The following is a 13,238-nucleotide window of genomic DNA, read 5'->3' on the forward strand; positions in this document are numbered from 1 at the left end:
CGTGTACTGCTAGCGTGAGCCAAAGAAGCCTCATACGCGAACTCGATGGGTCTGTGGGGTAGCAAAATCATGCACAAAGGAGAGCACGTGACGGGGTCAACAGAGGGTCGTGTGGCGGTCTACATCGACTTCGACAACATTGTCATTTCGCGGTACAACCAGAAGCATGGCCACGGTCAGTTTCAGAAGGACAAAGCCCGTACGCACAGCGCAGGTCGGGCCGTCACAAGTTCGGTGAGCGCCAAACTGATCGAAGCTGAGGTGGATGTCGAAGCGATCCTCGACTTCGCATCATCCTTTGGAACGGTGGCACTCAGTCGCGCCTACGCCGACTGGTCGGTGCCCGTTAACTCGGGTTACCAGAAGCAACTCATCAACCGCGCGGTGGAACTGGTTCAACTCTTTCCGTTAACCGCCCAAATGAAGAATGGCGCCGACATCCGGCTCGCGGTGGACGTGATGGAAGACCTGTTTCGGTTGCCCGAGCTCACCCACGTCGTTATTGTCGCCGGGGACTCCGATTACGTGGCACTCGCACAGCGCGCGAAAACGCTTGGCCGTTTTGTGGTCGGTGTAGGAGTCGCTGGCGGAACGAGCCAGGCGCTCACCTCGTCATGCGACAAATTTGCCGACTATGACTCCTTGCCGGGGGTTGAGTTTGGCAGCAACACGATCCCGAGCTTTGGTGCTGATGCTGCGGGTGTAGTCACCCCTGCCGAAAAACAATCCGCAGCGATAGCCACGACCGAGGCCGTTGGGACCGCGACAGGGGCCCGGGTTACCTCATCGAACAAGCTGAATCTGACGACCAAAGTGACCAAAAAGATGGTCGCTACCCCAGCCAAATCTCCGGTTTCCGAACCACCATCCGTGAAGATCAGCCCACTCAAGCTTCTGGTACGAGCGCTGCGACTCGTGCAACAAAAGGAAGACTCTGACTGGCTGAACAGTTCAGCTGTCAAGACTCAGATGCTCAGAATTGATCCATCATTCGATGAGTCGTCACTGAAGTTCAAGACCTTTAGCGACTTCGTTAGGTCGCTAAATTCGAACGTCGAAATGCGCGAGGAGGAGGGCATCCGGCAGCTGAGGCTCCGGCCGAACGCCTCAAACCCGAAATAGGGAGCGCTGCAGCCGCAACAAGATACTCGGAACACCAAACCGAGACTGGACCGGCGAGTGGCAGAGCTACGGGAGCAACTGCTCCGCCAAGAGTTCGAGTGCCCGCACGCGCGCTGGCGAAGTGTTTGACGCATCCGCATCGTGTGCCGAGAGGCCTGGCGTGACCATGACCTCGTCAACACCGAATCGGGATGCCAGCGAGCGAATGCGCGCCGCGGCCGCAACTGGCTCATCGATCACCCAACGCTCGGCCATGGCATCCACCATGTCTTGTTGTGCGGGGGCGATTTCGGCTGCCGCGGCCTGCTCGATGGTCGCGAGTGGCCCCAGCGGCATTCCGCTGCGAAGACGCGCCATTTGCTGCAACTGTGGCAATGCGGCTGCGTAGGCCTCGTCGGCTGTCGCCGCAACGGAAACGTTGAGGGTGAGGAAGGTGCGGGGTTCTTTGAGAAGGTCTGAGGCCACAAAGTTGTCGCGGTACAGCCCCAAGATGCGTTCTGTTCCTTCACCCGAGAAATGGTGGGCAAACACGTAGGGCATGCCTTGTGCCGCAGCAAGACGCGCCGAATAGTCACTAGAACCGAGCAACCAGAGCTCTGCAACCGAGGCGGCGTTGGGGGTCGCCGTAAGTTCGTAGATCTGCCCTGATTGCAGCTGAAGCGCTGCACCCTCCGGATGCATGAGGCTGCGAATGTCGGCCACATTGCGCGGGAAGGCATCGACATCACTTGTCGTCCCCGTCATCCGCAAGTAGGAAGTAATCACGGGGTCGCTGCCCGGAGCGCGCCCAATGCCCAAGTCGATTCGCCCCGGGAACGCAGCCTCGAGAATCGCAAACTGTTCTGCAACCACTAGGGGCGCGTGGTTGGGGAGCATCACTCCCCCAGAGCCGACACGGATGCGCGGGGTTTGGGCCGCCAAGATTCCGATGAGTACAGCGGGGTTGGTGGAGGCCACCGCCTTCATGTTGTGGTGCTCGGCAACCCAATAGCGTGAGAATCCGAGTTCATCGGCACGCTGTGCGAGGGCCGTGGTTGCCGCAATCGCATCGGCGGAGGTCTGGTTGCTGCGAACAGGAATCAGGTCGAGAACAGAAAGGCGAAGTGGTGTAGTCATCACTCATATTCAACCGCCGTGCCATCAGGATATTCCTGAATGGCTGCGTCATACCGGTCAGTCGCGCGCACAACTACCTGCGGATAGCTAGGGTGTCCATTATGAGGATTTCCGAGCTGAGCCGCGAGACTGGTGCACCTGTGGCCACGATCAAGTACTACCTGCGCGAAGGTCTTCTGTCTGCCGGTGAGCGCTCGGCCCCTAATCAGGCAACCTACGGCGAGGAACATGTGCGCCGCGTCCACATGATCCGTGCTCTAACGGATGTCGGCGGCCTTTCGGTGGCAGATACCAAGAGTGTCATCGACGCGATTGAATCTGATCTGCCCGTGACCCGTGCATTTGAGATTGCGCAGAGCACTGTATCTGAGCACGTCAACCCCGAGACACTGGATGCTGACGCTCTCGAAACGGTCGACTCGGCAATCTCGGGCTGGGGTTGCGAAGCCGACGACCCCGGTCGGCTCGCAGCAGCTCGCGTTGTGATGAATTTTCGCAAGGCTGGCCAAGGAACCCACCCAGGATGGCTAGCGCGGTATGCCGAAGCAGCCCAGCTTGTTGCCGAAGCTGACCTTGACCTCGTAGAGAGTCGCACGGGTCTCGCGGCCCAAGCGGAGACCATCGTGGTGGGAACAGTGCTGGGTGATGCCCTCTTCGCCGCTCTTCGACGGAGCGCTCAAGCTGCGTCGACGATACGACGATATGGGGATCCCTCCCGCGAATAGGCGGTCGCAGGGTAGGTGTGTCCCGGCTGGCTGCTCGCCGTTGAGCCGTTGGCTCCGGGCCGCTGGCCGCTCAATCTTGCACAAAAGGTTTACGGATAGCCCAACTATCCGATAGTGTTGCTATCGACCAAGGGAGCAGCCATGACCACCACTCGAAACACTGAATCGCAGCCACGATCGACTCCTAGCGCAGCCGCTGACTTTCCTTGCCCACCCACGCTCGACCGCATCGGTCTGGGCCTCGAGCGCGCAATACTCCATCGCCCGCTGCTCTGGCTCGCGATTGCCATGAGCGTGCTCGGGGTTGGGGCAATAATCGGGCTGATCGTTGATCCTCAAGAGACTCTGGGCGCGCCCCTCTGGGCAAAACCGCTGAAGTTCGCACTCTCCATCGCCCTGTACTCCCTGACGCTCTCCTGGCTCATCGGAATGCTCACTCGGCATGCCCGGCTCGCATGGTGGCTTGGCACCGTCAGCGCCGTATTTCTCGCAGTGGAGATGGTGATCATCACTGGCGCCGCAGCCCTCGGCACAACAAGCCACTTCAACGTCGCCACACCAGCAACAACAACCCTGTGGTCGGTGATGGCAATCTCAATCGTCATCGTGTGGTCGGCTGCAATGGTGGTCGCCGGGCTGGTCTGGCGCTATCGAATCCCTGACCCCGGCCGGGCCCTCGCCATCAAGTCTGGGCTGATCGTGGGCGTCATCGGTATGGGGCTCGCATTTCTCATGACTTCTCCCACCGCCCAGCAACTCAGCAACTTTCAGGGCATCGCTGGAGCGCACACCGTCGGGATGCCTGATGGCGGCGAAGGCCTGCCGCTGCTCGGGTGGAGCACGGTCGCCGGCGACCTCCGAATTCCCCACTTCGTTGGAATGCACGCTCTGCAATTGCTGCCGCTAGCCGCGCTCACGCTTGAGCTTTGTGCACGCTGGGTGCGCCCCCTTCGGCTTCCCCCAGTGCGACGTCGGGTTGTCGCCGTGCTCGTGAGCTTGTATATCGCAATCACCGCGCTGCTGACGGTGCAAGCGCTGCTGGGTCAGTCAATTGTGAAACCGGATGTCCCCATTGCGGTAACCGCTGGCGGCCTCTTTCTCGCGGCGACGGCGGCTATTGCTGTGATTCTCAATCGCCGACCGAGATCACTCACACCATCGTCTGAAGTGCAGGCTGAAATGCCCGCTGACGAGACCGCTCCGACTCACTAGCCCGTGCCCGTTCATTAGGGCCTGTGCCCGTTCAATAGACTGGGGCAATGCGCGCTACTGAGCGGTCTTCAACCGGCCCCAACGAGATTCACGGGCCATCACCACGCCCCCACAAAGCTGTGCGCAAGCGTCGAATTCTGCGCTTTTCGGTTATCTCATTGGCTTCGCTGATCGTATTGGCGGCCGTGGGCATTCTTGTGTGGGCCAACGTTGGGGTCATGCAAGCCGAGACTGGCCCGCTCGATAAGGTGCGCACCAACCCCGCGGTGTCGCTGCATGAGACCCCTGAATCGTTCATCCTCTCCCCCACCGCTGGGGCTTCAGGCGTGGGATTGGTGTTCATTCCGGGCGCGAAGGTCAGTGCAGATGCCTACCTCTACAAGCTTTCCGGAGCCGTGGTTGAGTCGGGGCTCACCGTGGTGGTGACCAAACCAGTCCTCAATTTGGCGTTCTTCGATCAACGCCCGCTGACGACGTTCACGAATGCTGCCCTGGATGTCGACAGCTGGTTCGTCGGCGGTCATTCGCTCGGTGGGGTGCGTGCCTGCCAGTACGCGGCCCAACCCGACGTGAGCGGCCTAATTCTGTTTGGAAGCTATTGCGCGAACGATCTTGCGGATGTCGACACTCGCGTCTTGAGTTTGAGCGGCAGCACAGACCAGCTCAGCACCCCCGAAAAGATCATGGATGCCGCCCATCTGTTGCCGACATCCACCACCTTCTTTCCCATCGACGGCGCCAATCACGCTCGTTTCGGCGACTACGGTCTGCAGGCCGGCGATGGGGTTGCGACTCTTGACAGTTCTGTCGTCCGTGATGTGATCACGGCAGAAGTGGACAGTTTTCTTCGCAACAGTTAGCGCTGCGGCGAGACGGAGCGGCGACTACGCGAGAATCGGGATGGTGCCTGTCGCTGCATAGCCAGCGGACTGCGGCAGTGGCTCTCCGAGGACCTCTGACGATGATTGCGCATCGCTCGACTCCGCATCGGATGCTTCGGAGTGCATCGAGATGATCGGGATCGACTCGGTGAGCGCAATCAGGCCATCAGTGATGGTGGCAATAGGGTCAGCATCCGTGCTCGAGAAAATGGAAAACGATCGGCCCTCGTCGGGAAGTCTGCGCCCGCGCCGAATAACCACGATGGTGGCTGCGGCTAGCGGAACAGCGATGATGCTGGGGGCTCCGACCCACAATGATTCGCTCAGCAGCCCGTAGGTGCCCCACACGGAATAGCCGAAGACGAGCAACCACTGGGTGGTTTCTGAAATTCCCGCAAGACGCACGGCGTCATTGCGGCTTTGCCAGGTGATTCTTGCCTGTGGAACCCACATCAAGAAAGAGAATGCGGTGCCCACGAATCCAAGTGCGTTGATAGCAATATCGGTGATGTCCATGCCGAGTGATCTGTTCTTTCTGACGGCCCAAGGAAGAACTCCTGATTGGGCGCAAATTGCTGGGCATCCACGCGATGTCTCGGCAATTCTAAGCATAAAAGGTGTTGCGCGCCAGAGACACTTTTACCCCCATTTCAGGCAACAGTCATAGTCGTCCGATAGCGTGCGGAGTACCTCGTTTTTCGAACTTGCGAGCGCGGCGATGCGCGGCCTAAGTGCACGTTGCCAACCATCGATACGGAGGAATGTATGCGTGCAATTATGTTCACAGATTGGAAGACTTTTCCCACACTTGAGGAGGCTGAGAAGCCGACGCCAGGCCCCGGAGAGGTGCTTCTCAAGGTAGCCGGTGCCGGAGCTTGTCACTCTGATGTTGCTGTCTTCCACGACATGGATGGATCCACGGCTCCGCCCCAGCTCGTACCCCCATTCATCCTCGGGCACGAGAACTCTGGATGGGTCGAAGAAGTAGGCCCAGGAGTCACCGGCATCAAGACCGGCGCTGCCTACTTGGTTTATGGCCCCATCGGCTGCGGCCACTGCCCCGCGTGTTCGCGCGGCCAAGACACCTACTGCCAGAATGTCGCAGAGATGCCATACCTCGCTTCAGGGCTGGGACGCAATGGCGGAATGGCCGAGTACATGACGGTTCCTGCCCGCAATCTGGTACCCCTAGAGGATGCCGATCCGATCGCGGCCGCGCCACTGTCAGACGCCGGTCTCACGCCGTACCACGCCATCAAGCTGGCGCTGCCGAAGCTTCAGGGGGGCGGCAAAACGGCACTCGTGATTGGGCTGGGTGGTCTCGGACAGCTTGCCGTGCAAATCTTGACGGCGATCACCGGTGCAACCGTCATCGCCACCGACATGAAACCTGAGGCAATGAAACGTGCTTCAGAATTCGGCGCGGTCACGGTCCCCTCGGGAGACGATCAAGTCGCTGCCATTCGGGAATTAACGGCGGGGCGTGGTGTGGATGCCGTCTTCGACTTTGTCGGGATCACCAACACCATCGAACTCGCCATGAAAACAGCAGCGGTTCGCGGTCGAGTGACCGTCGTCGGAATCGCGGGCGGAGCCTACGAATGGGGCTTCTACACTGCGCCCTACGAAGCCGAACTCTTGAGCACGTACTGGGGAACTCTCGAAGAACTCCACGAAGTGGTCGCGCTGTATCGGGCAGGAAAAATCACGCCTGACATTGAAATCTTCGACATCGACGACGCTCTGAGCGCCTATAAGAAGCTGGAGGCTGGAGAAATCGCCGGTCGTGCAGTCGTGGCACCCAACGGCCGCGGCTAATTCACCGTCACGCTGATCTCCACGCCCAGTCAGCCACTTCGGGCATGTCTTCCCCATGTTCGCGAGTGTATTGCTTGGCGTGTAGTCGGGTGTCTTGCATCTCTTGCCACAATGCGGCGTGCCGCGACGTCAGTCCAGGAACGCGCTCCAGCACGTCGATGACGAGGTGATACCGGTCGAGGTCGTTCATCATCACCATGTCGAATGGCGTGGTGGTGGTTCCCTCGTCTTTGTAGCCGCGCACGTGCAAATTGGCGTGCCCCGCGCGCTTGTAGGTGAGGCGATGGATCAGCCACGGGTACCCGTGATGCGCAAAGATCACTGGCTTATCGGTTGTGAAGAGTGCATCGTATTCGGCGTCACTGAGGCCGTGCGGATGCTCAGATTCGCTGTGCAGCCGCATCAGGTCGATGACGTTGACCACTCGCACCCGCAGCTCAGGGATCCGTTCCCGCAAGATCTGCGCGGCGGCGAGAGTTTCTAGGGTCGGAACGTCGCCGGCACAGGCGAGTACGACATCCGGTTCTTGGCCAATAACTTCGGTGCCTGCCCAGTCGAATAGTCCAATTCCTCGCGTGCAGTGTTCAATAGCAGCGGGCATGTCGAGCCAGTTATTTTCGGGGTGCTTGCCGGCGACGACGACGTTTATTTTGTTCACCGAGCGGAGGCAGTGATCATAGGTCGAGAGCAGCGTATTGGCGTCACACGGCAGGTACACCCGAACGACATCGGGTTTCTTGTTTATGACGAGATCAAGAAATCCGGGGTCTTGGTGAGACGCACCGTTGTGGTCTTGACGCCACACATGCGAGCTGAGGAGGTAGTTCAGCGACGAGACTTGCCGACGCCACGGGATTGAGTTCGCGCCTTCCAGCCATTTGGCGTGCTGGTTGAACATCGAGTCGACGATGTGGATGAAGGCTTCGTAGGAGTTGAATACGCCGTGTCGACCGGTGAGCAAATAGCCCTCTAACCAGCCTTGGCACTGGTGTTCGCTCAGCATTTCCATCACGCGCCCCGCACGAGCAAGGTGATTGTCTGCATCGATGGGAAGATACTCGGCATCCCACTGCTTGTTCGTCACATCGAATACGGCGCTCAGTCGATTGGATGCCGTCACATCGGCACCAAAAATTCTGAAATTGTCAGGGTTGTCACGGATCACGTCGCGCAACCATTCGCCGAGTATGTCGGTTGCGGAGCTCGTGGTTTCGCCGGGGCGGGGAACATCGACGGCGTAGTCACGAAAGTCGGGCAGCCGGAGTGGCGCACGCAGCAGTCCCCCGTTGGTGACAGGGTTGGCGCTCATCCTACGGTCGCCTTCGGGCGCAAGAGCTGTCGCGATTTCGCGCGGTGCACCGTTCTCGTCGAAGAGTTCTTCTGGACGGTAGGAGGCCATCCAGTCATTGAGCTGCTGCAGGTGCTCCTCGGTGTCGCGCACACTGGCCAGCGGCACTTGGTGAGAGCGCCAATTGTTTTCGACCGGGTGGCCGTCGACCACTTGGGGGCCCGTCCACCCCTTGGGCGTGCGCAAGATCAGCATCGGCCAGGCAGGTCGACCCTTGAGGGTGCCGTCGGCGGCTGCAGCCTTGATCTGCGCAATGTGGTCGATGATGTCGTCAAGGGTTGACGCCATCCGCTCGTGTACGTCACGAGGGTCCTCACTATCGAACCCACCAGATACGACATAGGGCGTGTGCCCGTAGCCGCGCATGAGGTCGCAGAGTTCCTCTTCGGGGATGCGTGCCAGCACGGTCGGGTTCGCGATCTTGTACCCATTGAGATGCAGGATCGGCAGAACCACGCCGTCGCGTTCGGGGTCGATGAACTTATTCGAGTGCCAACTTGTGGCTAAGGGACCGGTCTCCGCTTCGCCGTCACCTACTACTGCTGCGACAAGAAGGTTGGGATTATCGAACGCCGCGCCATAGGCGTGCGAGAGGGCATACCCGAGCTCGCCGCCCTCATGGATTGAGCCGGGTGTTTCTGGCGCTGCGTGGCTAGGGATGCCACCGGGGAACGAGAATTGCCGAAACAGTTTGCGGATGCCATTCGCACTCTTGTCGATGTCTGCATACGTTTCGCTGTAGGTGCCGTCAAGGTACGCGCTCGCGACAACAGCCGGTCCACCGTGACCAGGGCCCGCTACGAAGATCGTGTCAGTGTCGCGTTCGCGAATGATCCGATTGAGGTGTGCCCACACAAAGTTCAGTCCCGGAGCTGTGCCCCAGTGCCCCAGAAGCCGGGGCTTGGTGTGCTCTCGTCGTAGTGGTTCCCGCAGTAGAGGATTATCGAGCAGATAGATCTGGCCAACGGCAAGATAGTTGGCGGCCCGCCACCACGCATCCAACTGATCGAGAGTTTCGGGCAAAATTTCGGTCGTTCGGGGGCCGCACCACGGTGAACGCTGTGAAGGTTTCGGAAAGGTCACGAAATTTCTCTTCTCTGATTGCGATGAATTGTGCTGGGTAAACCGTTCAATTGAGTCGCGCCCATCACGGAGCTTGTTCGCACAGTGTATGAGCATTCTTCCTCGAGCGGCTGAACGCGGTGAATCACCGGGTATGCCGTTGCCACCGCTGACCGATGCGCGGGATACCCTCGGACTATGGGTTCGCGAAGCACACGAAGTGAGGGCGCTTTAGCTTCGTGGAACGACGAACGCGGTTTCGGTTTTGTGACTCTCGAGAATGGCGAACGAATCTTCGCGCACATCTCGGCGTTCCCTCCGCGCGATGCTCGACCCACGCTAGGCGAGCGTGTCAGTTTCGCTGTGGAACACACGAGTGACGGCAAGGTACGAGCCCGTAGCATCCGCTATTTATCGCCGTCTGGACGCGCTGTGAGCGCCAGCCCGGGCAAACCCGGCACCATGAGTTACGTCGTATTAGGGACGTTCGTTGTGGCCATTGTCGTCGTTACTGCGATGAGTGCGGTGCCTCTCTGGGTTGCCGTCGTCTATCTTGTGGCGAGCATCGTCAGCTATATCGCCTACGCGATTGATAAAAATGCTGCCCAAACACGTCAGTGGCGGGTCAGCGAAAGTGCCCTCCTTGGTCTCGGGTTGCTCGGCGGATGGCCGGGTTCCATTGTTGCCCAACAGCGCCTTCGCCATAAAACGCAGAAGGCCAGTTTTCGCCAAGCATTCTGGGGCACTGTGGTGCTTAACGTCTTGGTACTCGCGATCATGACAACCCCTTTGGGGGCACGAGTGCTCGAGCTTGCGCGACTGCTCTTGTCGACGAACACCACCTAGAAGCAGAACCTTTGCTCGGCTCGCTGACCTTTGACGCCTCGCACGATCGTGCGAAAGTCTTCGTTCGTGCTCACGACAGAGAGAGAAAGAGCTTCTCGATCTCGTCGGGCTGGGGTGATCCTTCGGCGCCCGGGTTCGCAAGGCACTCTTTCATCGCCCCGGAGATGACGAGGAATCCGGCGCGGTCGAGCGCTTTTGATACAGCGGAGAGCTGATGGATGACGTCCGCGCACCCTGCACCGCTTTCTACAGTGGTGATGAGCGCCCCGAGTTGCCCTTGCGCGCGACGCAACCGGTTGACTATCTTCTTGTGCGCTTCGGTGTCGTTGGTCGGCAACGTCAGTGGAACCTCGGAGGCCATTGGTGTCTCTTTTCTCTGGCGTAAGTTGACAGTCGGGATACCCCATGGGGTATAGTATTGAGCATACCCCCTAGGGTATTGATTCGTACAGCCCACCGAGAGAAAGTAGAACTATGTGCAGAGCAACCACGTGCCGCGTGTGCAACAAAACAACGTGGACTGGATGTGGTGACCACATCCAAACCGTCAAGCGCACGGTCCCCGCTTCTCAGTGGTGCAACGGCAAACACTCTCAAGCAGAAATTGATGCTTCTCGCGGAGCACAGAGCGGCTTCTTCGCTCGCCTATTCGGTCGTTAGGAGACCAGCATGTGTGCACAAGTCACTTGCCAGAACTGCGGTAAGCCCACCTGGGCTGGCTGCGGAGAACATATCGAGGATGCCCTCGCAAACGTCGCCGAAAGCGACCGTTGCCACTGCTAACTCGCTACCACCACTAATCCACCGCCCAGGCGCAGCCCCCAACCAACGGAGTAATAATGCTTCTCGAACGTATCTATGATACCGATCTTGCCCAGGCCAGCTATTTCATTGGGTGCCAGGCCAAAGGCGAAGCGATTGTCGTTGACCCCCGTCGCGACCTCGACGTCTACCTCGACATTGCCGCCAAGAATGGAATGACCATTACCGCGGTAACCGAAACGCACATTCATGCCGACTATCTTTCGGGTACTCGCGAGCTTGCCGCGCGCACAGGTGCGACGATTCTCGTATCCGACGAAGGCGGCCCAGATTGGACGTACGGAAGTGCGTTCGACGGTGCAGTGCGAATGAAAGACAAGCACACCATCACCCTCGGGAACATTACGCTCCAAGCCATCCACACTCCGGGGCACACTCCCGAACACCTCTCCTTTCTCGTTACTGACGGCGCACAAGCAGACGCCCCTGGCTTCATGCTTTCGGGAGACTTCGTGTTCGTGGGCGATCTCGGGCGCCCCGACCTCCTTGACGAAGCAGCCGGGGGAATCGATACCCGCTTCGGTGGAGCGAAAGATATCTTTGCGAGCCTGCGTGATCGGTTCCTTACCCTGCCTGACTATGTACAGGTACTTCCCGCTCACGGTGCAGGAAGCGCCTGCGGAAAAGCACTCGGCGCCATCCCCACGACAACGGTGGGCTATGAACGCGCGTTTGCGTGGTGGAGCCACTATCTTGCCGACAACGATGAGCAGGGGTTTATCGATGAACTGCTCAACGGCCAACCGGATGCGCATGCCTACTTTGCTCGGATGAAGATCCAGAACCGACAGGGCCCTCACGTGATGGGCACCGTCACTGGACTGCGCGAATATACGACCGCGGAAGTAGCGTCGGTCCTTGACGATGACAGCGCCATCCTCATCGACACCCGTCACAACAGCGAAGTGCACCTCGGCACCGTCGCACGGTCACTCAACGTTCCCGGTCCCGAGAAAGCGGCCAGCTACGGCGCCTGGGTTTACAACCCTGAAACTGAGACGCGACCCATCATCCTCTTGGCAGCGACCATTACCGAAGCTGAGGAGTTGCGTGACCACCTCGTGCGAGTCGGAATCGACTCGGTGACAGGTTTCGTCTCCACACTTGACGGTCTCGACCTTGTCACGCCCATGCTGGTATCCCCCACCGAGTTGGAATCGGTCGACCGGGCTCTACTCTTGGACGTTCGCAATAGGACTGAGTTTGCTGAAGGTCACATTCCCGGGGCTAAACAGCTCAGCGGTGGTCGCGTGATGTGGGCACTCGACCAACTTCCCCATGAGGGAACCATCGTGACTTACTGCCAAAGTGGAGTACGTAACAGCGTCGCAGCAAGTGCCCTCCGACGCGAAGGATATGACGTCGCCGAACTCGATGGCTCCTACCTCGGCTGGGTCGCAATGCCCGGCGCCGTACCCGAGGTGTAGCAACCACCAATGGAACCTAACCTGGTGATCGCGCTGCTTCTTGCAGTCCTCGTGGGCGTGTCCCTAGGACTGCTCGGCGGGGGCGGATCCATTCTGACCGTGCCAATTTTGACCTACCTAGTAGGAATGGATCCGCAACAGGCGATCGCCGCCTCCCTCTTTGTTGTCGGTGTCACCAGTGCAGTGAGCGTCTTCACGCACTCGCGTGCAGGCCGCGTTCGTTGGAAGACGGGTCTGATCTTTGGTGCCGCAGGAATGGCCGGCGCGTTCGCTGGCGGAACAGTGGGTGGCTTCATTCCTGGCACCATCTTGATGGTTCTCTTCGCTGCCATGATGATTGCCACCGCGACAGCCATGATCCGTGGTCGCAAGAAAGTTGCGGCAGGGCATGACTCCGAACCCACAGCACTCCCCGTCGCTCGCATCGTCCTTGACGGTTTCCTAGTGGGCATCGCGGCAGGACTCGTCGGCGCCGGAGGCGGGTTCCTCATCGTTCCCGCGCTCACCCTACTCGGCGGCCTTCCTGTGGCCGTCGCGGTGGGCACCTCACTTCTGGTAATCGCGATGCAATCGTCTGCAGGTTTGGTCGCACACCTGTTCACGGTGGCACTACCGTGGCCGACAATTCTTGCCTTCACCGGGATCGCGGTCGCTGGCTCCTTCGTTGGGGTTGCACTGGCTGGCCGCATTCCAGAAACCGCGCTCCGCCGGGGGTTCGGAATCTTTGTACTGGCAGTCGGCGCATTAGTACTCACGCTAGAGCTCCCGCAGCTGATACCCCTCGTGACCGGTGCCTGACAGTTGTCGTCCACCACCACCACCACCACCATTCAGCGGCCACGTGTCCAGAGGATAGAGG

General features: G+C 59.5%; 12 protein-coding genes. 8 read left to right on the forward strand and 4 right to left on the reverse strand.

Annotated elements, in window-relative coordinates; translation table 11 throughout:
• The first annotated feature begins 87 nt into the window (after positions 1–87).
• Entirely contained in the window at positions 88–1,122 is a 1,035-nt protein-coding gene (locus AADH44_RS07380; RefSeq protein WP_341952069.1) for an NYN domain-containing protein, read from the forward strand.
• Between the two features lie 66 nt (positions 1,123–1,188).
• On the opposite strand, the gene AADH44_RS07385 is transcribed toward AADH44_RS07380, so the two are convergent.
• A complete protein-coding gene (locus tag AADH44_RS07385) occupies positions 1,189–2,238 on the reverse strand; it encodes an LLM class flavin-dependent oxidoreductase (protein WP_341952071.1) in 1,050 nt (349 codons plus the stop codon).
• Positions 2,239–2,339: 101 nt separating this feature from the next.
• Here AADH44_RS07385 and AADH44_RS07390 point away from each other — a divergent pair, with 101 nt between their 5' ends.
• From AADH44_RS07390 to AADH44_RS07400, 3 genes are all read left to right on the forward strand, one after another.
• Positions 2,340–2,963 (forward strand): MerR family transcriptional regulator, encoded by a 624-nt coding sequence (locus AADH44_RS07390; protein ID WP_341952072.1) that lies wholly within the window; start codon positions 2,340–2,342, stop codon positions 2,961–2,963.
• Between the two features lie 141 nt (positions 2,964–3,104).
• A complete protein-coding gene (locus tag AADH44_RS07395) occupies positions 3,105–4,175 on the forward strand; it encodes a hypothetical protein (RefSeq protein ID WP_341952073.1) in 1,071 nt (356 codons plus the stop codon).
• A 47-nt stretch (positions 4,176–4,222) separates the two neighbouring features.
• Positions 4,223–5,035 carry an alpha/beta hydrolase gene (locus tag AADH44_RS07400; RefSeq protein WP_341952074.1) on the forward strand — a complete coding sequence of 271 codons (813 nt, stop codon included), beginning with the start codon at positions 4,223–4,225 and terminating at the stop codon, positions 5,033–5,035.
• 24 nt (positions 5,036–5,059) lie between these two features.
• Here the strand turns inward: AADH44_RS07400 and AADH44_RS07405 are convergent, their stop codons facing one another.
• Positions 5,060–5,572, reverse strand: a complete 513-nt coding sequence (locus AADH44_RS07405) for a hypothetical protein (protein ID WP_341952075.1) — start codon at positions 5,570–5,572, stop codon at positions 5,060–5,062.
• A 249-nt stretch (positions 5,573–5,821) separates the two neighbouring features.
• Here AADH44_RS07405 and AADH44_RS07410 point away from each other — a divergent pair, with 249 nt between their 5' ends.
• Entirely contained in the window at positions 5,822–6,874 is a 1,053-nt protein-coding gene (locus AADH44_RS07410) for an NAD(P)-dependent alcohol dehydrogenase (RefSeq protein ID WP_341952076.1), read from the forward strand.
• Positions 6,875–6,881: 7 nt separating this feature from the next.
• Here AADH44_RS07410 and AADH44_RS07415 read toward each other — a convergent pair whose 3' ends face one another.
• Positions 6,882–9,245 (reverse strand): phosphoketolase family protein, encoded by a 2,364-nt coding sequence (locus tag AADH44_RS07415; protein WP_341954947.1) that lies wholly within the window; start codon positions 9,243–9,245, stop codon positions 6,882–6,884.
• A 237-nt stretch (positions 9,246–9,482) separates the two neighbouring features.
• On the opposite strand from AADH44_RS07415, the gene AADH44_RS07420 reads away from it, so the two are divergent.
• Positions 9,483–10,130, forward strand: coding sequence for a DUF1294 domain-containing protein (locus tag AADH44_RS07420; protein WP_341952077.1), 648 nt, complete (start codon positions 9,483–9,485; stop codon positions 10,128–10,130).
• Positions 10,131–10,200: 70 nt separating this feature from the next.
• Here the strand turns inward: AADH44_RS07420 and AADH44_RS07425 are convergent, their stop codons facing one another.
• Complete coding sequence (locus tag AADH44_RS07425; protein ID WP_341952078.1) at positions 10,201–10,491, reverse strand: metal-sensitive transcriptional regulator; 291 nt, start codon at positions 10,489–10,491, stop codon at positions 10,201–10,203.
• Between the two features lie 478 nt (positions 10,492–10,969).
• Between AADH44_RS07425 and AADH44_RS07430 the strand changes: the two genes are divergently transcribed.
• The gene (locus tag AADH44_RS07430; protein WP_341952079.1) at positions 10,970–12,379 is read left to right on the forward strand and encodes an MBL fold metallo-hydrolase; all 1,410 of its coding nucleotides are present in this window, start codon (positions 10,970–10,972) and stop codon (positions 12,377–12,379) included.
• Positions 12,380–12,388: 9 nt separating this feature from the next.
• A complete protein-coding gene (locus AADH44_RS07435; protein ID WP_341952080.1) occupies positions 12,389–13,177 on the forward strand; it encodes a sulfite exporter TauE/SafE family protein in 789 nt (262 codons plus the stop codon).
• The last annotated feature ends 61 nt before the right edge of the window (positions 13,178–13,238 follow it).

It is taken from the genome of Salinibacterium sp. TMP30, assembly GCF_038397785.1.
GTDB lineage: Bacteria > Actinomycetota > Actinomycetes > Actinomycetales > Microbacteriaceae > Rhodoglobus.

Coding starts and splice junctions, on each gene's coding strand:
- AADH44_RS07385 (WP_341952071.1), bottom strand. CDS start 2,238: ATGACTACACCACTTCGCCTTTCTGTTCTCGACCTGATTCCTGTTCGC.
- AADH44_RS07390 (WP_341952072.1), top strand. CDS start 2,340: ATGAGGATTTCCGAGCTGAGCCGCGAGACTGGTGCACCTGTGGCCACG.
- AADH44_RS07395 (WP_341952073.1), top strand. CDS start 3,105: ATGACCACCACTCGAAACACTGAATCGCAGCCACGATCGACTCCTAGC.
- AADH44_RS07400 (WP_341952074.1), top strand. CDS start 4,223: ATGCGCGCTACTGAGCGGTCTTCAACCGGCCCCAACGAGATTCACGGG.
- AADH44_RS07405 (WP_341952075.1), bottom strand. CDS start 5,572: ATGGACATCACCGATATTGCTATCAACGCACTTGGATTCGTGGGCACC.
- AADH44_RS07410 (WP_341952076.1), top strand. CDS start 5,822: ATGCGTGCAATTATGTTCACAGATTGGAAGACTTTTCCCACACTTGAG.
- AADH44_RS07420 (WP_341952077.1), top strand. CDS start 9,483: ATGGGTTCGCGAAGCACACGAAGTGAGGGCGCTTTAGCTTCGTGGAAC.
- AADH44_RS07425 (WP_341952078.1), bottom strand. CDS start 10,491: ATGGCCTCCGAGGTTCCACTGACGTTGCCGACCAACGACACCGAAGCG.
- AADH44_RS07430 (WP_341952079.1), top strand. CDS start 10,970: ATGCTTCTCGAACGTATCTATGATACCGATCTTGCCCAGGCCAGCTAT.
- AADH44_RS07435 (WP_341952080.1), top strand. CDS start 12,389: ATGGAACCTAACCTGGTGATCGCGCTGCTTCTTGCAGTCCTCGTGGGC.